The sequence below is a fragment of the Pseudomonas sp. RC10-4-2 genome (assembly GCF_050433085.1).
Taxonomy (GTDB): domain Bacteria; phylum Pseudomonadota; class Gammaproteobacteria; order Pseudomonadales; family Pseudomonadaceae; genus Pseudomonas; species Pseudomonas aeruginosa.
Window position 1 is genome coordinate 1,433,633 of sequence record NZ_JBNPXX010000001.1, and the last position, 20,530, is coordinate 1,454,162.

A 20,530-nucleotide genomic window follows, 5' to 3' on the forward strand; every position below is an offset into this window, starting at 1 on the left:
CTGAACAAGGGCTGCCCATGAAAACCCTGGCGAAACTCCCCGTCACCATCGTCACCGGCTTCCTCGGCGCCGGCAAGACCACCTTGCTCCGGCACATGCTGGACAACGCCGAAGGCCGGCGCATCGCGGTGATCGTCAACGAGTTCGGCGAACTCGGCATCGACGGCGAGATCCTCAAGCAATGTTCCATCGGCTGCAGCGAAGAAGAGGCGCAGGGCCGCGTTTTCGAGCTGGCCAACGGTTGCCTGTGCTGCACCGTGCAGGAAGAGTTCTTCCCGGTGATGCGCGAGCTGGTGGCGCGCCGCGGCGACCTTGACCAGATCCTCATCGAGACCAGCGGTCTGGCCCTGCCCAAGCCGCTGGTGCAGGCTTTCCAGTGGCCGGAAATCCGCAACGCCTGCACGGTCGACGCGGTGATCACCGTGGTCGACAGTCCGGCGGTGGCGGCCGGTACCTTCGCCGCCCATCCCGAGCAGGTGGACCAGCAACGCCGCCAGGACCCCAACCTCGACCATGAATCGCCGCTGCACGAACTGTTCGAGGACCAGTTGGCCAGTGCCGACCTGGTGATCCTGAACAAGGCCGACCAGCTCGACGCCGAGGCCCTGGCGCGGGTCCGCGCGGAGATCGCCGGGGAGCTGCCGGCGGCGGTGAAGATCGTCGAGGCGAGCCGGGGCGAGCTGCCGCTGCCGGTCTTGCTGGGACTCAACGCCGAGGCCGAGCTGCACATCGACGGCCGGCCGACCCACCACGACCACGAAGGCCACGAGGACCACGACCACGACGAGTTCGACTCCTTCCACGTCGATCTCCCCGAGGTGGAGGAAGCTGCGCTGCTCGAGGCCCTCGGCGAGCTGGTGGAGCGTCACGACATACTTCGCATCAAGGGTTTCGCCGCCATTCCGGGCAAGCCCATGCGCCTGTTGGTGCAGGGCGTCGGCAAGCGCTTCGACAGGCATTTCGACCGCAAGTGGCTGGCCGACGAAGTCCGCAGCACCCGGCTGGTGGTGATCGGCCAGGAGCTGGACCAGGCCGCCATTGCCAACCAGCTGCGCACAGCGCTTGCCTGATCCGTGATCCCCGGCCGGGGCCGGCGATGGCGATTCGCCGGCCCCAGCTTCTTGCGTCCTACCGGTAGAACGTCCATGCACCTGTTGCGCACCCAACCCGGCGGCTTCGTTCCCGACGACGGCATCGCCCACCTGGCCCAGACTCCCGCCGAGCTGGTGATCCTCTGCAGCGGCGATTCGCACCTCGCATTGCTGGCCGAGGCCGCCCGTGCGCTGCCGGACGACTACCCGAGCCTGCGCCTGGCCAACCCCATGCAGTTGCAGAACCACGCCTCGGTGGACCTCTACGTCGAGGAAGTGCTGCGGCACGCGCGGGTGATCCTGCTTTCGCTGCACGGCGGCATCGGCTACTGGCGCTACGGCGTGGAGCAACTGGTGGCGCTGGCCGAGCGCGGCGCGCTGCTGATCCCGGTGCCCGGCGACGACCGCCCCGACCCGGAGCTGAGCGCCCTCGGCAACCTGCCGGCGGAGCAGGCCGAGCGCTTCTGGCAATACTTGCGCCAGGGCGGCCTGGAGAACGCCGGGCAGTTCTACCGCTGCCTGGCCAGCCAGTGCCTCGGCCGCGACTACGCCTGGCGCGAACCGCAGGCGCTGCCGCGGGTGGCGCTGTTCCATCCACGGCATGCCGAGGCGACCCTGGAACACTGGCGTGCCGACTGGCAGGCCGGGCGTCCGGTGGTCGCGTTGCTGTTCTATCGCACCCACCTGCAGGCAGCCAACACCGCCTTCATCGCACGCTTCTGCGAACGCCTCGCGGCGCAGGGGCTCAACCCGTTGCCGATCGCGCTGGCCAGCCTCAAGGAAAGCGCCTGCCTGGCGCAGGTGGAAGACTGGCTGGAGCGCAGCGACGCCGCGCTGATCGTCAATACCACCGGTTTCGCCCAGTCCAATCCGGAGGCGCCCGAGTTGCGTCCGTTCCGTCGCGACGTGCCGGTGTTGCAGGCGATCTGCTCGCTGGACAACCGCCCGCTCTGGCTGGACAACCCGCAAGGCCTGGGGCCGCGCGACCTGGCCATGCACGTGGCGCTGCCGGAGCTGGACGGGCGCATCGTCACCCGGCCGATCAGTTTCAAGGGCCTGGCCTGGCGCAGCGAACGCAGCGAGAGCGACGTGGTCTGCTATCTCGCCGACGACGAGCGCATGGATTTCGTCGCCGAACTGGCGCGGCGCTGGGCCGAGCTGGCGCGCAAGCCAAACGCGGAAAAACGGGTGGCGCTGGTGCTGGCCAACTACCCGACCCGCGATGGCCGGATCGGCAATGGCGTCGGCCTGGACACCCCGGCGGCGGCGCTGAACATCCTTCGTGCCCTGCGCCAGCAGGGCTATCCGGTCGACGGACTGCCCGCCAGCGGAACCGAGCTGATCCGCCAGTTGCTCGGCGGCGTCAGCAACGACCTGGAGCATCTCGACCTACGGCCCTGCGCCCAGAGCCTGGCGCTGGACGACTACCTGGCCTGCTTCGCACGCCTGCCGGAGCGCAATCGCCAGGCGGTGCTGGCGCGCTGGGGCGAGCCGCAACAGGACCCGATGTTCCGCGACGGACGGATGATGGTCGCCGGCCTGCGCTATGGCCTGACCTTCGTCGGCATCCAGCCGGCGCGCGGCTATCAGCTCGATCCGGCGGCGGTCTACCACGATCCCGACCTGGTGCCGCCGCACGGCTACCTGGCGTTCTACTTCTGGCTGCGCCACGCCTACCGCGCCGATGCCCTGCTGCACGTCGGCAAGCACGGTAACCTGGAATGGCTGCCGGGCAAGGGAGTCGGCCTGTCCGCCGAATGCTGGCCGGACGCGTTGCTCGGTCCGCTGCCGAACATCTATCCGTTCATCGTCAACGATCCGGGGGAGGGCGCCCAGGCCAAGCGCCGCACCCAGGCGGTGATCATCGACCACCTGATGCCGCCGCTGACCCGCGCCGAGAGCTACGGCCCGCTGCGCGACCTGGAGCGCCTGGCCGACGAGTTCTACGATGCCTCGCTGCTCGACCCGCGCCGCGCCGAACAGTTGCGCGGCGAGATTCTCGTCCTCCTGCGCGACAACCGTCTCGACCGCGAGATCGGCTTGCAGCTCAGCGACGATCCGGACAGCTGGCTGCCGCAGCTGGACGCCTATCTCTGCGACCTGAAGGAGTCGCAGATCCGCGACGGCCTGCATGTGTTCGGCGAGTCGCCGAGCGGGCGATTGCGCCTGGATACCCTGCTGGCGCTGCTGCGGGTTCCGCGCGGCGATGGCAAGGGCGCCAACGCCGGGTTGCTGAAGAGCCTGGCGGACGACCTTGGCCTGGGCTTCGATCCGCTGGCCTGCGACATGGGCGAGGCCTGGCAGGGCGCGCGGCCTGCCTGCCTGGAAGAGCGGGGCGGGGAGCCCTGGCGTACTCTCGGGGATACCCGCGAACGCCTGGAATTGCTGGCGTTGCACTGGATAGAACGCTGCCTGGGCGGCGAATCGCCGCCTGCCACCTGGCGTGCCAGCGGCGAGGTGTTGCGCGGCTTGTGCGAACAGGTGGCACCGACCCTGGACGCCTGTGGCGGGGCCGAGATCGACGGGCTGCTGGCAGCCCTCGAAGGGCGCTTCGTACCGGCCGGTCCGAGCGGCGCGCCGAGTCGCGGGCGACTCGACGTGCTGCCCACCGGACGCAACTTCTTCTCGGTGGACGTGCGCAACCTGCCGACCCCGACCGCCTGGCGCATCGGCTTCCAGTCGGCCAACCTGCTGCTCGAGCGTCACCTGCAGGAACATGGCGATCACCTGCGCCAGCTCGGTCTCTCGGTGTGGGGCACGGCGACCATGCGCACCGGCGGCGACGACATCGCCCAGGCCCTGGCCCTGCTCGGCGTGCGACCGGTCTGGCAGGCCGGCAGCCAGCGCGTCGCCGATTTCGAGATCCTCCCGGTCTCCCTGCTGGACCGCCCGCGGGTCGACGTGACGCTGCGGGTCTCCGGGTTCTTCCGCGACGCCTTCGCCAACCTGATCCGCCTGTTCGATGCGGCGGTGCAGGCGGTCGCCGAGCTGGACGAGGCGGAGGAGCTGAACCCGCTGGCCGCTCGCGTACGCCTGGAACGCCAGCGCCTCGAGGCGCAGGGCACGGCGCCGGCGGAGGCGCGCCGGCAGGCCGGCTGGCGGATCTTCGGCGCCAAGCCGGGTGCCTACGGCGCCGGCGTGCAGGGCGCAATCGAAGAGCGGCTGTGGGAGACCCGCGCCGACCTTGCCGAGGTCTACCTGAACTGGGGCGGCTACGCCTACGGTGCCGCCGACGACGGCACGCCGGCGCGGGAACGCTTCGCCCAGCGCCTGGAACGCCTGCAGGCGGTGCTGCACAACCAGGACAACCGCGAGCACGACCTGCTCGATTCCAACGACTACTACCAGTTCCAGGGCGGCATGCTGGCGGCGGTGGAAACCCTGCGCGGCGCGCCGGTGGCCAGTTACCACGGCGACCACAGCCAGCCGGACAACCCGCGCATCCGCACGCTCAAGGAAGAGCTCAACCGGGTGGTGCGGGCGCGGGCGGTGAATCCGAAGTGGATCGCCGGGATGAAGCGCCACGGCTACAAGGGCGCCTTCGAACTGGCGGCGACGGTGGACTACCTGTGCGCCTTCGATGCCACCAGCGAGCTGATCGACGACCACCAGTACGCGCTGCTGGCCGACGCCTACCTGCTCGACGCGGAGACCCGCGAGTTCGTCCGCCAGCACAATCCGCAAGCCTTGCGCGACATGGCCGAGCGCCTGGTGGAGGCGCAGCGGCGCGGGCTCTGGCAGGAGCCGGGGGCCTATCGCGAGGCCCTGGAGAACCTGCTGCTGGACGTCGAAGAGGAATAGCGGAGCGGCATGGCCGCTCCCACCGCTTTCAGCGCCGCTCGGCGAGCCGCCGGGCGGCGTCGCGGAGAATCCGCTCGGTGCCTTCCCAGCCGAGGCAGCCGTCGGTGATCGAGACGCCGTAGCGCAGTTCGCCGCCGAGCGCCTGGCAACCGTCGAACAGGTGGCTTTCCAGCATTACCCCGACCAGGTCGCTGGCACCGGCCAGGCGCTGGTCCAGCACGCTGGCGAGGACGCCGGGCTGGTTCAGCGGGTTCTTGCCGCTGTTGGCGTGACTGCAATCGACCATCATCCGCGTGGCGATGCCCTGGCTTTCCAGGGCCTGGCGCACGGCCTGCACCTGCTCGGGGCCGTAGTTCGAACCGTGGCGGCCGCCGCGCAGCACCACATGGGTGTCCGGATTGCCGCGGGTCTCGATCAGCGCCGGGTGACCGTGCGGGTCGAGGCCGAAATGGCGGTGGCCGTGGGCCGCCGAACGGATCGCGTCGCAGGCGATGCCGACGCCGCCGTCGGTGCCGTTCTTGAAGCCCACCGGCAGGCCGAGGCCGCTGACCAGCTCGCGGTGGATCTGCGATTCGCTGGTGCGCGCGCCGATCGCCGCCCAGCTCAGCAGGTCGTCGAAGTAGCCGGCGGCCAGCGGTTGCAGGAGTTCGGTGGCCAGCGGCAGGCCGAGGCGCAGCATGTCCAGCATCAGTTGCCGGGACAGCGCCAGGCCGGCGGCCATGTCGTCGCTGCCATCCAGGTGCGGATCGTAGGCGAGGCCCTTCCAGCCCACCGTGGTGCGTGGCTTTTCCACGTAGGCGCGCATCACCAGGAGCAACTGGCCGTCGAGTTCGTCGCTCAGCGCGGCGAGGCGTTCGGCGTATTCGAGGGCGGAGCGGGGATCGTGGATCGAACAGGGACCGACTACCACCAGCAGGCGCGGGTCGTCGCCGTCGAGGATGGCGCGGATGGCGTCGCGGCTGGCGGCGACCTGGCTGGCCAGCTCCAGCGGCAACGGCTGGCGGGCCTTGAGTTCGAGCGGGCTGGGCAGGCGTTCCAGGGCGGTACGGGCGGTGGCGCTGGGCAGGGCGACGGCCTGGACGTTCGGCGAAAGGGTGGTCAGTGCGGATACGGATGAGTTCATGGTCTGGCTTCCTGGGCTGGCGGCGGGCGTCCCGCGCGCGTCGTGCCCTATCGAGGTGTTCGGCAATGTCGTGGGTTGGCGAGCGGCTGGCGGCCGTCGCTAAATCGCCAGGTGTTGAGCGGGTAGCCAGTGCGGTAGCGGTATGCGGTCATGATCGATGTCCTGTGCGTTGGTCTGTGGTTGTGGCCTTGTGGGCCGGAAAAACGGGCCGGAAAAACAAAACCCCCGGTCGGGGAGCCGACCGGGGGTTTGCGTGTGCAGGGTAGGCGTCCCGTATACCGTGGGCGCCGTTGGGGTATCAGGCGCCGGAGTGGCTAAACCAATACCCGAAGAAATACGCGGCACGGGGTGCCTGCGGCGCACGCGCGCGCAACGACAAGCCAGGGCGCGAGGCACTGGAATGCAGGTGCGGATGGCGGGTGTGCGGCATGGGTTTCTCCCGTGAACGAGTCCCGAGCTTACTGCAAGCGAGGCGGCCGGTTCAACGACTGTTTCACGGTTCGATACCGGCGCCGCCGGCCTGATAGACTTGGCGGTCCGTATTTCCGTCCGTCCGCCGCAGGAATCCCCATGAGCGCTACCGTGCATTACCCCCTGTCCGCCGTGGTCGCCGCCGACGAACTGAAGCTGGCGCTGTGCCTGGCCGCGGTCGATCCGGCGATCGGCGGGGTACTGATCGAGGGGCCGCGCGGAATGGCCAAGTCGACCCTGGCGCGGGGCGTCGCCGAACTGCTGCCGGCGGGCGAGTTCGTTACCCTGCCGCTGGGCGCCAGCGAGGAGCGCATCGTCGGCAGCCTCGACCTGGACGCCGCCCTCGGCGAAGGTCGCGCGCGGTTTTCCCCGGGCGTGCTGGCCAAGGCCGACGGCGGCGTGCTCTACGTCGACGAAGTGAACCTGCTGCCGGACCACCTGGTGGATTTGTTGCTCGACGTCGCCGCCAGCGGCGTCAACCTGGTCGAGCGCGATGGCATTTCCCACCGGCATCCGGCGCGTTTCGTGCTGATCGGCACGATGAACCCGGAAGAGGGCGAACTGCGCCCGCAACTGCTCGACCGTTTCGGCCTCAACGTGCGCCTCGATACCCAGCCGCCGCCGGCCGAGCGGGCAGAGATCATCCGTCGCCGGCTGGCCTTCGATGCCGACCCGCAGGCCTTCGTCGAACGCTGGGAAGGCCAGCAGGACACCCTGCGCCGCCGTTGCGCCGAGGCGCGCCGGCGGCTGGCGCGGATTCCCCTGGACGATGCGGCGCTGGACAGCATCGCTCGACGCTGCTTCGAGGCGGCTGTCGATGGCCTGCGCGCCGACCTGGTCTGGCTGCGCGCGGCGCGCGCCCATGCGGCCTGGCGCGGCGGCGAGCGGATCGAGGCGGAGGACATCGATGCGGTGGAACATTTCGCCCTGCTGCATCGCCGTCGCCAGTCGAACCCGCCACCATCGGCGGCCAATCCACCGCCACCGCCCGCGGCGGCCCCTGTCGCGCTCCCGGAGCGCACTGGCGACGGCGAAGGGCAGTGGGGCGAATTGCCGGCTCGGCCGGTGGCCATGGGGACCGCCCGCGAGCTGCCGCGCTGGCCAAAAAAGCCCTGAGCATCCGCCCGCGCTCGGTCATGGGTGCGGATGCCAGGAGCAGACCCGGAGCCCTGCGCGGCGGACTTGGCGGCGCCCTGAGCCAGGGTGCGGAGGGCGCCATCCAATGGTTGCCGACCCTGCTGCGCGGACGTCCCCGACAGCGCCGCGACCTGCTTCGCCAGCCGCGCAGCCGGCGCCCGGGCGAACTCTGGCTGGTGATCGTCGATGCCTCCGCCAGCACCCGCCGGTACGGCGCCCTGGCCCAGGCCAAGGGAGTGTTGGCGACGCTGTTCGAGGAGGCTTATCGGCAGCGCATCCGCCTGGCCGTGCTGCATGCCACAGGGCAGCAGGCGCAATGGCTCTGGCAGGGGCAGAAGGCCTCGCGGGAGTTGCAGGGCTGGCTGCGCCAGCTGGGCGCCGGCGGCGGTACGCCGCTGCTCGACGCCCTGCACCAGGCCGCTGGCTGGCTGGCGCGCCGACAGCGGCAGAAACCCGCCGAGCATCAGCGTCTGCTGGTGCTTACCGACGGCCGTCTGCGCGACTGGCCGGCGCTGCCGGAGGCTGCCTGCCCGAGCCTGCTGGTCGACCTCGAAAGCGGCCCGTTGCGCCTGGGCAAGGCCGAGCGCCTGGCCCGGGAACTGGGGGCCGAGTATCGGCATATCAGTGAATTGAACGAAGTCTGAGGGCGTTTCGGCGAGTCCTGCGGCTTTTTCGGTCAAATTGTATTTCGACTGTAATTCAATAAATATTATGCGCGTAATATCTTCCTGCGATCCAGCCAATCCATCTCACGGAGATATCCTCATGTCGCCGATTTCAGTCGTTATCGCCGGTTACGCCCGTTCGCCGTTCCACTTCGCCAGGAAAGGCGCGCTGGTCGATATCCGCCCGGATGACCTGGCCGCCGCGGTGCTCAAGGGGCTGGTGGAGAAACTCGATCTCGACCCTGCGCTGCTGGAGGACGTGGTCATGGGCTGCGCCTATCCGGAGGCGGAACAGGGCATGAACATCGCGCGCATCGCCAGTTTCCGTGCCGGCTTCCCGCAGAGCCTCGGCGGTGCGACCCTCAACCGTTTCTGCGGTTCGTCCATGAGCGCCGTCCACTACGCCGCCGGGCAAGTCCTGCTGGGCGCCGGAGAAGCCTTCATCGCCGCCGGGGTAGAGTCGATGACGCGGGTGCCGATGGGCGGTTTCAACCTGTCGCCCAATCCCGCGTTGCTGCAGGACTATCCGGCGGTATACATGAGCATGGGGCAGACCGCCGAGAATGTCGCCGAGCGCTACGCCGTCAGCCGCGTCGAGCAGGAAGAGATGGCCGTACGCTCCCACGCCAAGGCAGTCGCCGCGCGCGAGGCCGGCTTGCTGCGCGAGGAGATCGTCGCCATCGACACCCCCGCCGGCCGGGTCGCCGAGGATGGCTGCATCCGCCCGGGTACCAACCTGGAGAGCCTGGCCCAGTTGAAGCCGGCGTTCGGCGGCAGCGTCACCGCCGCCACCTCGTCGCCGCTCACCGATGGCAGCGCCGCGCTGCTGGTCTGTAGCGAGGACTTCGCGCGCCGCCACGGGCTGGTGATCCTGGCGCGGATCAAGGCGGTGGCGGTGGCCGGTTGTGCGCCGGAGATCATGGGCATGGGGCCGGTGCAGGCGACGCGCAAGGTTCTGCAACGGGCCGGGCTGGGCATCGCCGACATCGACCTGGTGGAGATCAACGAGGCCTTCGCCAGCCAATCCATCGCCTGCATCCGCGAACTGGGGCTGGACATGGACAGGATCAACCTGGATGGCGGCGCCCTGGCCATCGGTCATCCGCTGGGCGCCACCGGCGCGCGGATCACCGGCAAGGCCGCTGCGTTGCTGCGGCGCACCGGCGGGCGCTATGCCATCGCCACCCAGTGCATCGCCGGCGGCCAGGGCGTGGCGACCCTGCTGGAAGCGGTGGAGTGATCGCGCGCCGATGAAAAAAGGCCCGGTGGATGAGCCGGGCCTGGATGGGGAACCTGCGCCGGCGGCCCGGCGCAGGGTAGTCGCGGTTACTTGATGAAGTCGTGACCCCAGCGTTCGATCTGGCTGGCGCTCTTCTGCATCTGCAGCGACCGCGATTGTGCTTTCTGGCCGGCGGCGGCGATCTCGTCGTCGACCACCTTGGTCGACAGCGACAGCCAACTGGTCACGAAGGCCATGGCGTCGCTGTGGATCTCCAGGGCGTCCTGGTTGATGTTGGCGATGCCGTCGCACTTGCTGTGGTAGCACTCGTCGTAGGCCTTGCCGGCGGTGCCGCCGTACTTCTGCGCCTGCTCTTCGGTCTTCAGGCCCTCGGCGCCGGTGAACAGGCCGCCGAAGGCGATGCCGCTGTTGAAGAACTCGGCGTAGTCGGAGCGGAAGTCGATCTCGGTGCCTTCCGATTGCTGGCCGCGCAGGCGGAAGTAGGCTTCGAACAGGCGCTCAATGGCGGCCGAGCCGGGCGGACCCTGGAGGCCGAAGTCGGAACCGTCGCCGTCATAGATGAAGTTGCCGAAGTTCGGCGAGCCGATCATGTCGAAGTTCAGGTAGGCCTTGATCTTCTTCTTCTCTTCCGGGGCGAGGTTCTGCACGTAGTGGGTCGAGCCCACCAGGCCGGCTTCCTCGGCGCCCCACCAGGCGAAGCGCACCTTGTTGACCGGCAGCGCCTTGGCCAGCAGCACGGCCATCTCCAGTTGGGCGGCGCTGCCCGAACCGTTGTCGTTGATACCGGGGCCTTCGAACACCGAGTCGAGGTGCGCGCCGACCATCACCACGTTGTTCGGGTTGCCGCGACGGGTCTCGGCGACCACGTTGTAGGTCTCGGTCTTCTTGCGTACCACGTCGACCACCAGGTGCAACTGCAGGTCCGGGGTCTGCGACCAGGCCACGCCGTTGTCGTAGGTGGCGAAGATCACCGGGATGCCGCCCTCGTAGGACTCGCCCACGGTGACGTTCTCCAGGCCCTTGCGGTCGTCGGTGTTGCCCTGGTTGAAGATGATCACCCCGGCGGCGCCGGCGGCCGCGGCGTTCTCGGCCTTCTGCTCGAAGTTGCAGGTGCCGCGCTGGATCAGCGCGATCGAGCCGGCCGGGAAGTTGGCGAAGTCTTCCGCCTCGCAACCGCTGGTGGAGGTGTTGCCGGCGCCGAGGGACAGGTCCACCGGGACCACCTTGGCGGTGACGTCGCCTGCCTCGGTCTGCGACAGGTAGGTGAAATCCTTCTCCCATTCGTAGGTGACCGGCTGCGGCACGGTGGCGCTCAGGCTACCCGGGCCTTTCGGGTAGTAGGCGGTGAACGGGAAGGGCTGCACGCTGACCTTGTAGCCGGCTTTCTGCAGGGTCTGCTTCACGTAGTCGACGGAGGCCTGGTAGCCCGGCGTGGCGGCGGCGCGGTTGCCGTCGTTGAGACTGGCGATGTCCTCCAGCTTCTGCAGGCGCTTGACCACGTTGCTGGCTTGCAGGCAGCGCGGCAGGCCAAGCGGAGTGCTGACCAGCAACGGCGATTTGCAGATCGACGGGTTGGGTTTGCCGGGCGTCCAGAACTCGGTGAACTGTTGCGCTTCCGAAGGTGCCGCCAGGGATGCGGCGGAAACCGAGAGGGCGAGGGCGCCGAGTGCGTATCTGAGATTGTTCTTGTTGCTCATGAGACTCCGTTCCTTGTGAGGCGATGATCGATAAGCCGTTGATGGCATGGCGCTATTGCCCGAAATGCCGCCTCGGGCACGGCCTGACTGCCAGACTAGGAGCGCTTTCCGGGCTGTCCTGGCGTAATTCCTGAAATGTGAATTTCATCAACTTTTTGTGGAAGAATTGCTGATAGCTCGCTGGCGGGATGGAGGGCGGCTTTCTATCGTTAATGCCCTTCGGCGCGGGCCCATGGCCGTTGGTCGGGGCTGGGAGGATGGTGCAGCAGGAAGGAAACCGTCTGGCGCGCGGATAAGCGCGCGAGCGGAAGTGGCTGGCACCAGCGCTGTCACAGATTTGTCGGAAATTTTGTATACATTTGTCTGGATATTTTCGGATCGAATTGTCTACAGTGTGCGCACAACAATAAAAGCGAGAACAGCGCACCATGAAAACGACGTCCTCCGGAACCCCACCCGTTCCACGGCCTGAAGACGAGAACCTCGGTGTCGGCGCCAACATGGCCTACGGCCTGCAACATGTGCTGACCATGTATGGCGGTATCGTCGCGGTCCCCCTGATCCTCGGCCAGGCCGCCGGCCTCGCGCCCGGCGACATCGGCCTGCTGATTGCCGCTTCGCTGTTCGCCGGCGGCCTGGCGACCCTGTTGCAAACGCTCGGCGTGCCGTTCTTCGGCTGTCAGTTGCCGTTGGTCCAGGGGGTGTCCTTCGCTGGCGTGGCGACCATGGTGGCGATCATCGGCAGCGGTGGCAGCGGCGGCATTCCCGCAGTGCTCGGCGCGGTGATGGCGGCCTCGCTGATCGGGTTGCTGATCACGCCGATCTTCTCGCGCATCACCAAATTCTTCCCGCCGCTGGTGACCGGCATCGTCATCACCACCATCGGCCTGACCCTGATGCCGGTCGCCGCGCGCTGGGCGATGGGCGGCAACAGCCACGCGCCGGACTTCGGCAGCATGGCCAACATCGGCCTGGCGGCGATCACCCTGGTCATCGTGCTGCTGCTGAGCAAGCTCGGCAGCGCCTCGATCTCGCGCCTGTCGATCCTCCTGGCGATGGTCATCGGCACCGTCATCGCGGTGTTCCTCGGCATGGCCGACTTCTCCAAGGTCACCGAAGGCCCGCTGGTGGCGTTTCCCACGCCGTTCCACTTCGGCATGCCGACCTTCCAGGTCGCCGCGATCATCTCGATGTGCATCGTGATCATGGTGACCCTGGTGGAAACCTCGGCGGACATCCTCGCGGTAGGCGAGATCATCGACACCAAGGTCGACTCACGGCGCCTGGGCAACGGCCTGCGCGCGGACATGTTCTCCAGCATGCTGGCGCCGATCTTCGGCTCCTTCACCCAGAGCGCCTTCGCCCAGAACGTCGGCCTGGTGGCGGTGACCGGGATCAAGAGCCGCTACGTGGTCGCCACCGGCGGGTTGTTCCTGGTGATCCTCGGCCTGCTGCCGGTGATGGGCCGGGTGATCGCCGCGGTGCCCACCGCCGTGCTCGGCGGCGCCGGCATCGTGTTGTTCGGCACGGTCGCCGCCAGCGGCATCCGCACCCTGTCGAAGGTGGACTACCGCAACAACATGAACCTGATCATCGTCGCCACTTCGATCGGCTTCGGTATGATCCCGATCGCCGCGCCGACCTTCTACGATCACTTCCCCAGTTGGTTCGCCACCATCTTCCATTCCGGCATCAGTTCCTCGGCGATCATGGCGATCCTGCTCAACCTGGCGTTCAACCACTTCACCGCCGGCAACTCCGACCAGCAGTCGGTGTTCGTCGCCGCCAGCGAGCGGACCCTGCGCTACCAGGACATCGCCGCCCTGCACGAAGGCGACTATTTCCTCGACGGCAAGCTGTACGACGCCCAGGGCAACGAAGTGCCGCTGGCCGGCGACGACAGCCATGGCGCGCCGCCGCGACGGCGCAGCGAAACCGCTGAAGCCGGCAGCGCCTGAGCCGCGCCGCGATGAACGACGGCCCTCCTTGCGAGGGCCGTTTTCGTTGTGCGCTTCAGAACAGCGCCTTGCCGCGGTCCAGGCGCTGGTCCACCAGCCATTTGCCGTGGGCGATGGAGGCGCGCTGGGCGTTTTCCAGGTCGGCGAGGAAGGCGAAGCGCACGGGCAGGGCGATGCGCTTGCTGGTGTGGCCTTCGGGATCGGTGATGTGGCAGCCACCGGCCCAGGGCGTGGGAATGCCCGGATGCTCGACGACGTCGGCGGTGATGGTGTAGCTGCGGTGCTGGCAGTGCAGGCTGGCCATGGCATGCTCCTCTCTGTCGGAGGCCGACCCGGCTACCTGCGCGACGCCTGTGGTTGCCACGGAGGAGCCTCGGGGCGGCGAGGTTTTCCCTGCGTGTCCCTACCTCTATAGCAGATCGTCGCCGGTCCGCCGCGAGAGCCGACGAAGGGCCGCGCTCAGCGGCGCTGGCGACGGCCGAGCATGCGCTCCAGGGTGCCGTCGCGGCGGACCCACTGGTGGTAGCCGGCGGCGAGCGCATGGAGCAGCACCACCGAGGTGCTCAGCCACAGGCCGACCACGCGGTGAACGGCGTCGAAGGGCTTCTCGAACGCCTCCCAGTTCAGGTTCCAGGTTTGCGAAATCCAGGCGAACAGCGCGGTGTCCTTGAAGCTGGGTACCACGAACAGGCCGAAGTCGGTGGGCAGGCGGGTGCCGACGTAGCCGGTGAGCGGCATCACCAGCATCAAGGCATACAGCGACAGGTGCGCGTAGTGCGCCAGGCGGTGCTCCAGCGGCGTGCCGGGGACCGCTGGCAGGCGCGGCCCGCGCAGCCGCGAGACGATCCGAGGGACCAGCAGCAGGCCGACCAGCAGGCCCAGCACCCAGTGCAGGTTGAGTACCGGCAGGCGCTGCGGGTGGTCGTGGCCGAGCACCCAGATGACGAAATAGGCCAGCACGATCGCGCCGATGAAACAGAACGCCATGCTCCAGTGCAGCAGGCGGGTGGACAGGCTGTAGACGGTCGCTGGATGCGTCACGGGAATGCCTCGCAGAGAGTGAAGGCGTGCAATCTATGAAACGTCCGGAGAGCGATCAAACGTATTTATGGATAATCGATAACGGAAAACTTAATCGAAACTTTCAAATGTGACGTTATTGCACCGAAACAGTGCTGCGAGTCGCTTTTTTCCGAAACGGAAGCTACTTGGCGGAATAATTCCGGGTCGGGATCATTGTAAGTTGGTTTTTCCTTCGCCCCGGCACTCGCGCCACGCCGGCAGAGCCTGGGGCGGGGCGCGGCTGACCCCCAAGCATTATCGGGAAATATATTCCGTTGTCTTTCCGCTGACGTTTTGCCGACAGCAAGCTGACACAGATGTAATTGAACTCGATCGCTTCGTTTCTATAGTCTTCGAACACTTCGCCGTGCACTTTCAAGGACGGCAAGTGCATATCCTGCGTCTTTTCCGCCATGACGATTCTCGAGGTGAGAGCATGAGTAGTGAGCACGATGGCAAGGACCAGGACGACCTGTTCTCCCCGTTGCCTTACCTGCTGGTTTCCGGCGCTGTCGTGCTCATGACCCTGCTGCTGCGCTGCCTGTTCTGCCCGGGCGAGCAGTTCTGATCGCCCGGACCGGGACGACTCAGCGACCGCGGCTGAGGAAGTCGATCACCAGGCGATTCATCGGCGCGGCGCACTCTTCCGGCAGCCAGTGGCCGCAGCCGGGCAGGACATGGCCTTCGACGTCGTCCGCATAGGCTTTCATCTGCTCCAGCTGGAACGTGCCCATGCCGCCGTGGCCGCCGCCGGCGAGGGTCATGGTTGGCATCTGCAGGCGGGTCTTCGCCAGTTCGGCGTTCTGCCGCACGCTCTCGTTCAACGCGCGGTAGTACTCGAACGAGGCGTTCAGGCTGTGCGGCTTGGCGTACGACCTGGCGTACAGATCCAGCAGGCGCTCGCTGAACACCTCGGTGTTGCTGGAATGGGACTTGATGAAGTGCTCGAGGAAGAAGCGTTCCTTGCCGGCAATCAGGGTTTCCGCCAGGCGGTCGTCGGCGGCGAAGAAACTGAAGTGCCAGACCAGCGACTCGCCCTGGGCGGTGAAGGCCGGGAAGCGGTAGATCCGCGCGTCCGGGATCGGCGCTTCCATGTACACCAGGCGGGCGATGTCGGCCTGGTTCTTCACCACCATCGGGTAGGTGTTCCAGATACCGATGTCGTGGGCCACCAGGTCGAACGGGCGATCCGGGCTGAATTGCCGGGCCAGCTTGTGCAGGTAGACGGCGACCTGTTCGCCGCTATAGCCGGTCTTCGGCGGCTCGGACTGGCCGAGGCCGGGCAGGTCCGGCGCGATCACGGTGAAGCGCTTGGCCAGTTCCGGCATCAGTTGGTGCCATTCGTACCAGGTCTGGCCGAAACCGTGTACCAGCATCACCAGCGGCCCCTGGCCGCCTTTCACGTAGTGCAGCTTCACGCCGTCGACTTCCCGGTAGGCGCTTTCGAAGCCATTCGGGACGGGGAATTCCTCGGCGGCGAAGCCGCCCAGGGAGAAGGTCAGGGCGATGCCGGCCAGGAGGCCGCGGCAGAGTCTATCGAGGATCATGGTTGTGCTTCCTTGGTGGGCTCAGTGAGGGATGTGGCCGCCGAGGGACGGCTCGGTGGCAGCTTGGCGTGGCGCCAGCATCAGCAGCAGGGCCACGGCCATCGCCGCCAGGCAGACCAGCGCGCCGACCTCGCCGAGCGGCGCCAGGCCGCTGCCGTCGATCACCCGGCTGCCGGCGAGGGCGCCGATGCCGATCCCGGCGTTGCAGGCGGAGATGTTCAGCGAGGCGGCGAACGCCGGGGCCCGCGGCGCGGACTTCATCACCCGCACCTGGCCGACGATGAACAGTGCTGCCTGGGCCACGCCCCAGGTCGCCAGGGTGGCGGCGAGCAGCCAGGCGTTGCCGAGGGTCGGCACCAGGGCGAGCATGCCCAGCGCCATCAGCAGGACGAACAGCAGGGTTGCGCCCAGCGGGCTGCGATCCACCAGGCGCCCGCCGAGCCAGTTGCCGAGCAGGCCTACCGCGCCGAAGCCCATCAGCGTCCAGCCGACCAGCGAACCGCTGAAGCCGGCCAGGCGCTGGAGGATGTCGGCCAGGTAGGTGTAGGGGGTGAACATGCCGGTGAAGACCAGCAGCGACAGCAACAGGTGGCCGAGCACCAGCGGTTGGCGCAACACGCTCGCCTGGCTGCGCAGCGAGACGCCCGGTCGTCCGGGAATGCGCGGCAGCCAGGCGGCCAGCAGCAGCGCCTTGGCCAGGGCCAGCGCGGCGAGTGCGGCGAATGCCAGGCGCCAACCCCAGGCGTCGGCGATCAGCGTGCCGATGGGAATGCCAAGCACGGTGGCGGCGACGATGCCGAAGAACACCAGCGCCACGGCGCGCCCTTCGCGCGAGGGGCCGGCCAGGTGCGCGGCGGTTTCGCTGGCCATGGCCCAGAACACCGGGAGCGCCAGGGCCGGGACGAAGCGCGCCACGGCCATCGTCCAGATATCGCCGGCCACGGCGGCCAGCGCATTGGCCGCGGCGAACAGCAGCAGGCAGGCGACGAACAGCCGCTTGCGTTCGACGCCCGCCAGCGCGGCGGTGAGGAACGGACCGAAGGCGGCGACGCTGAAGGCGAACAGGCTGACCAGCAGGCCGGCCTGGGCGACGCTGACCTGGAGGTCTGCGGCAAGTGCCGGGAGCAGGCCGACGATGACGAACTCGGTGGTCAGGATGGTGAAGCCGGCGGCGGCCAGCAGGAGGATCGGCAATAGCACGGCAAGACTCCTCCGCGAGCGCAGCCGTGGCCGCGCCCGGGAACGATGCATGGGAGGGAAGGGAATCAGGCCGTAGCGGACTGGCCGAGGGTCGGGTAATCGGTGTAGCCGGCGGCGTCGCCACCGTAGAACCGCGCCTGGTTGGCCTCGGCCAGCGGCGCGCCGAGACGGATCCGCTCGACCAGGTCGGGGTTGGCGATGAACGGCCGGCCGATCGCCACCGCGTCGGCCAGTCCGGCCTGGAGTATCGCTTCGGCGCGCTCGGCGTCGTAGTTGCCGCAGACGATCAGCGGCGCGCGGAAGCGTTCGCGCAGGCGCTCGCGGAAGCCTTGCGGGTAGGCCGGGCCGCCGCTCCATTCCCACTCGGCCAGGTGCAGGTAGGCGATGCCGCGTCGCTGCAGGGCTTCGGCAAGGTAAAGGGTCATCGCTTCCGGCTCGTCGTCGTGCATGTCGTTGATCGTGCCCCAGGGCGACAGGCGCAGGCCGACGCGCTCGGCACCGACCGCGGCGACCAGCGCGTCGACGATCTCCAGCAGGAACCGCGCGCGGTTCTCCAGGCTACCGCCATAGGCATCGCTGCGCCGGTTGCTGGCGCTGGCGAGGAACTGGTCGATCAGGTAGCCATTGGCGCCATGCAGCTCGACCAGGTCGAAGCCGGCGTCGAGCGCGTTGCGTGCGGCGCGGACGAATTCGTCGCGGACCCGGCGGATGTCTTCCAGGGTCATTTCCCGCGGCGCGTCGGCGGGCGCCATGGACCCGCCGCCCTGGCCATCGGCGATGAACACCTGGGCCTTGGCCTGGATCGGCGAGGGCGCGATCGGCGCCTCGCCGCCGGCCTGCAGCGAGCGATGCGACATGCGCCCGACATGCCAGAGCTGCGCGGCGATCAGTCCGCCGGCGGCGTGCACCGCCTCGGTGACCTGGCGCCAGCCGGCCAGTTGCGCCTCGCTGTAGATACCGGGGGTGTAGGCGTAGCCCTGGCCGAGGCGGGAAATCTGCGTGCCCTCGCTGACGATCAGCCCGGCGCCGGCGCGCTGCGCATAGTAGAGAGCGTTCAGGGCGGTCGGCACGTCGCCCGGCTGTTGCGCCCGGGAGCGGGTCATCGGCGCCATGACGATGCGGTTGCGCAAGGCCAGGTTGCCTACGGCGAGCGGGGAGAGGAGCAGGTTGGACATGGTCTTTTCCTTTCGAAGGCGGCAGGGAGATGGCTTGAATATCTGTATCGGTCGCTAAATAATATGGCGATGGCAACGCTCGTCAAGTAAATTTATAGTGATCGATACAAATAATGGAGGTCAGGATGGCAACGCGAGGCAGGCCACGGGCATTCGACAGGGACACCGCCCTGCAGCGAGCCATGGACGTGTTCTGGGTGCGTGGCTACGAAGGCGCTTCGCTGGCGGCCCTGACCGAGGCGATGGAAATCAGGCCGCCCAGCCTGTACGCCGCCTTCGGTAGCAAGGAAGGGCTGTTCCGCGAAGCCCTGGCCCACTATCTCGGCCAGCACGGCCGCTATCGCCGGGATGTCCTCGATGGCGCGCCGAGCGCCCGCGAGGGCGTGGCCGAGCTGCTCCGCGAGACCGTCGCGCGCTTCTGTTCCGACGAGTTCCCGCGCGGTTGCCTGGTGGTGCTCGCGGCGCTGACCGGAACCCCGGAAAGCGAGGCGGTGCGGGACGCGTTGAGCGCCGAGCGCGGCGAGTCGATCCGCCTGTTCCGTGAGCGCATGCGGCGCGGCATCGCTGACGGCGACCTGGCGGCGGACACCGACGTGGAGGAGTTGGCGACCTTCTATGCCACCGTGCTGTTCGGCCTCAGCGTGCAGGCCAAGGACCGGGTGCCTTGCGAGCGCCTGCTGGCGGTGGTCGAACGGGCGCTGCGCGCCTGGCCCTGAGCGGGCCGCATCAGGCCGCCGCGCTGCGGCGCAGCCATTCCAGCAGCAGCGTGGCAGGCTCTCCGGCCTGCAACGGTCGCGGGGTCAGCAGGTGATAGCTGCTGCCGTCGGCGAGGAATCCCAGCGGCGCCGCCAGCAGGCCGGCGGACAGATCGTCGCGCACCAGTTGCCAGGGGCCGATGGCCACGCCGAGTCCGGCGCCGGCCGCCTGCAGGCTCAGGTAGAAGTGCTCGAAGCGCTGCCCTTCGGTCGTCGCTGGCGCCTGTCCGGCGAGACGGGTCCAGGTGTTCCAGGCTTGCGGGCGGGTCGCCGTGTGCAGGCGCGGTGCGACGGCGCGAAGCCCGGGCGGGCCTGCATCGAGGTGGAAATGCCGTTCGACGTCGCTCGCCCGGCAGACCGGCCCGACCTGCTCGTCGAACAGCCAGTGGGCATGGCTGCCGGGCGGCCAGGGGAAGTCGTTGCGGCGGATCGCCAGGTCGATGCCGCGGCCGAAGGCGAACGGCCCGCCGCCGGCGACCAGCTGGATCGACAGTCGTGGCTGTTCCTGCATGAATCCGGCGATCCGCGGGATCAGCCAGCGCATCAGCAAGGTCGGTTCGCAGGACAGCACCAGCGCGGTGGGGCCGGCCTCCGCGCGCAGGGCCTCGCCGGTGCGCTCGATCAGGTCGAGGGCCGGGCCGGTGCCGGCGAGCAGGCGCCTGCCGGCCTCGCTGAGGAAAACCCGCTGGCCGCGGCGTTCGAAGAGCGCACAACCGAGTTCCTCCTCCAGGGTCCGCACGGCGCGGCTGATGGCACCGTGGGTCAGGCACAGGGCCTCGGCGGCACGGGAAAAGTTCTCCAGGCGGGCGGCGGCCTCGAAGCAGCGCAGGGCGTTCAGCGAGGGCAGGCGACGGCGCCTGAATGGTGAGTTTTCCTCACCATGATTGTCAGTATTCATCGTTCTCGCTCGGCGCTGGAGACCGGTAGATTGTGTCGTCCATTCTACCTTGGAGCCTTCCAGGCATGACAGAGTTGCTAGCTTTCCTGACCATCACTGTGCTTGCGGTGATCAGCCCCGGCGCCGATTTCGCCATGGTCTCGCGCAACAGCCTGCTGTATTCCCGCCGCGCCGGCCTGCTCACCGCGCTGGGCATCGGCGCGGGGGTAACGGTACATGTCGGCTACAGCATCCTCGGCGTCGGCGTGCTGGTGCGCGAGTCGCTGGCGCTGTTCACCGCGCTGAAGCTGGCGGGCGCCGCCTACCTGGTGTTCCTCGGCCTGCGCATGCTGCTGGCGCGAGAGGACTCGGTGGCGGAGGAGGCGGCGGGCGGCGCCGGGGTTTCGTCCTGGGCGATGTTGCGCAGCGGCTTCCTGACCAATGCGCTCAATCCGAAGACCTGCCTGTTCGTGGTCAGCCTGTTCATGCAGGTGATCGATCCGCATACCGCGTTGCCGGCGCAACTGGGCTACGGGGCCTTCATCGCGCTCGCCCACGTGGCCTGGTTCGGCCTGGTCGCCTGCTTTCTCTCGAGCCCGGCGGTGCGCGGCCGGCTCCTGCGTTTCCGCCGGCGCATCGACCAGTTCTTCGGCGCCCTGCTGGTTGGTTTCGGCGTCCTGCTGGGGGCGAAAAGCCCATGAGCATGGACCACTGATGGCCGCTTGCCGCCT

Annotated in this window: 17 protein-coding genes; 9 read left to right on the forward strand and 8 right to left on the reverse strand. The window is 68.2% G+C overall.

All coding sequences use genetic code 11. The annotated features are described in order from the left end of the window. Positions 1-17: 17 nt before the first annotated feature. The gene (cobW, locus tag FHW81_RS06730; protein WP_003102922.1) at positions 18-1,070 is read left to right on the forward strand and encodes a cobalamin biosynthesis protein CobW; all 1,053 of its coding nucleotides are present in this window, start codon (positions 18-20) and stop codon (positions 1,068-1,070) included. A gap of 75 nt (positions 1,071-1,145) precedes the next feature. Then, positions 1,146-4,892, forward strand: coding sequence for a cobaltochelatase subunit CobN (gene cobN / locus FHW81_RS06735; RefSeq protein ID WP_003113999.1), 3,747 nt, complete (start codon positions 1,146-1,148; stop codon positions 4,890-4,892). 28 nt (positions 4,893-4,920) lie between these two features. Here cobN and FHW81_RS06740 read toward each other — a convergent pair whose 3' ends face one another. Continuing rightward, complete coding sequence (locus tag FHW81_RS06740) at positions 4,921-6,015, reverse strand: 3-deoxy-7-phosphoheptulonate synthase (protein ID WP_003114000.1); 1,095 nt, start codon at positions 6,013-6,015, stop codon at positions 4,921-4,923. 570 nt (positions 6,016-6,585) lie between these two features. On the opposite strand from FHW81_RS06740, the gene FHW81_RS06745 reads away from it, so the two are divergent. The 3 genes from FHW81_RS06745 (at position 6,586) to FHW81_RS06755 (ending at position 9,528) form a co-directional block, all read left to right on the forward strand. Then, the gene (locus FHW81_RS06745; RefSeq protein ID WP_003114001.1) at positions 6,586-7,602 is read left to right on the forward strand and encodes an ATP-binding protein; all 1,017 of its coding nucleotides are present in this window, start codon (positions 6,586-6,588) and stop codon (positions 7,600-7,602) included. Between the two features lie 20 nt (positions 7,603-7,622). After that, complete coding sequence (locus FHW81_RS06750) at positions 7,623-8,267, forward strand: vWA domain-containing protein (protein ID WP_023123122.1); 645 nt, start codon at positions 7,623-7,625, stop codon at positions 8,265-8,267. Positions 8,268-8,388: 121 nt separating this feature from the next. Beyond that, a complete protein-coding gene (locus tag FHW81_RS06755; RefSeq protein WP_003114002.1) occupies positions 8,389-9,528 on the forward strand; it encodes a thiolase family protein in 1,140 nt (379 codons plus the stop codon). An 86-nt stretch (positions 9,529-9,614) separates the two neighbouring features. Here FHW81_RS06755 and paaP read toward each other — a convergent pair whose 3' ends face one another. Further along, positions 9,615-11,225, reverse strand: coding sequence for an aminopeptidase PaaP (gene paaP, locus FHW81_RS06760; protein WP_003101464.1), 1,611 nt, complete (start codon positions 11,223-11,225; stop codon positions 9,615-9,617). A gap of 428 nt (positions 11,226-11,653) precedes the next feature. On the opposite strand from paaP, the gene FHW81_RS06765 reads away from it, so the two are divergent. Further along, entirely contained in the window at positions 11,654-13,183 is a 1,530-nt protein-coding gene (locus FHW81_RS06765; RefSeq protein WP_003162544.1) for a nucleobase:cation symporter-2 family protein, read from the forward strand. A 55-nt stretch (positions 13,184-13,238) separates the two neighbouring features. On the opposite strand, the gene FHW81_RS06770 is transcribed toward FHW81_RS06765, so the two are convergent. Both FHW81_RS06770 and FHW81_RS06775 read right to left on the reverse strand, forming a co-directional pair. After that, positions 13,239-13,487 carry a hypothetical protein gene (locus FHW81_RS06770; protein WP_003091048.1) on the reverse strand — a complete coding sequence of 83 codons (249 nt, stop codon included), beginning with the start codon at positions 13,485-13,487 and terminating at the stop codon, positions 13,239-13,241. A gap of 155 nt (positions 13,488-13,642) precedes the next feature. After that, complete coding sequence (locus FHW81_RS06775; protein ID WP_023123123.1) at positions 13,643-14,224, reverse strand: cytochrome b; 582 nt, start codon at positions 14,222-14,224, stop codon at positions 13,643-13,645. 457 nt (positions 14,225-14,681) lie between these two features. Here FHW81_RS06775 and FHW81_RS06780 point away from each other — a divergent pair, with 457 nt between their 5' ends. Then, positions 14,682-14,813, forward strand: coding sequence for a hypothetical protein (locus tag FHW81_RS06780; protein WP_003091046.1), 132 nt, complete (start codon positions 14,682-14,684; stop codon positions 14,811-14,813). A 19-nt stretch (positions 14,814-14,832) separates the two neighbouring features. Here FHW81_RS06780 and cif read toward each other — a convergent pair whose 3' ends face one another. The 3 genes from cif to FHW81_RS06795 all read right to left on the reverse strand — a co-directional run bounded on the left by cif (position 14,833) and on the right by FHW81_RS06795 (position 18,167). Beyond that, a complete protein-coding gene (gene cif / locus FHW81_RS06785) occupies positions 14,833-15,792 on the reverse strand; it encodes a CFTR inhibitory factor Cif (RefSeq protein ID WP_003114004.1) in 960 nt (319 codons plus the stop codon). Positions 15,793-15,813: 21 nt separating this feature from the next. Beyond that, entirely contained in the window at positions 15,814-16,992 is a 1,179-nt protein-coding gene (locus tag FHW81_RS06790; protein WP_003091044.1) for an MFS transporter, read from the reverse strand. Positions 16,993-17,057: 65 nt separating this feature from the next. Then, positions 17,058-18,167 (reverse strand): alkene reductase, encoded by a 1,110-nt coding sequence (locus FHW81_RS06795; protein ID WP_003101455.1) that lies wholly within the window; start codon positions 18,165-18,167, stop codon positions 17,058-17,060. Positions 18,168-18,292: 125 nt separating this feature from the next. On the opposite strand from FHW81_RS06795, the gene FHW81_RS06800 reads away from it, so the two are divergent. After that, on the forward strand, positions 18,293-18,883 hold the full coding sequence (locus tag FHW81_RS06800) for a TetR/AcrR family transcriptional regulator (RefSeq protein ID WP_003119828.1): 591 nt from the start codon (positions 18,293-18,295) through the stop codon (positions 18,881-18,883). A 10-nt stretch (positions 18,884-18,893) separates the two neighbouring features. Here FHW81_RS06800 and FHW81_RS06805 read toward each other — a convergent pair whose 3' ends face one another. Continuing rightward, entirely contained in the window at positions 18,894-19,820 is a 927-nt protein-coding gene (locus FHW81_RS06805; RefSeq protein WP_003110292.1) for a LysR family transcriptional regulator, read from the reverse strand. A 65-nt stretch (positions 19,821-19,885) separates the two neighbouring features. On the opposite strand from FHW81_RS06805, the gene FHW81_RS06810 reads away from it, so the two are divergent. Next, positions 19,886-20,500: a LysE family transporter gene (locus FHW81_RS06810; protein ID WP_003114008.1), complete on the forward strand. Its 615-nt coding sequence runs from the start codon at positions 19,886-19,888 to the stop codon at positions 20,498-20,500. The last annotated feature ends 30 nt before the right edge of the window (positions 20,501-20,530 follow it).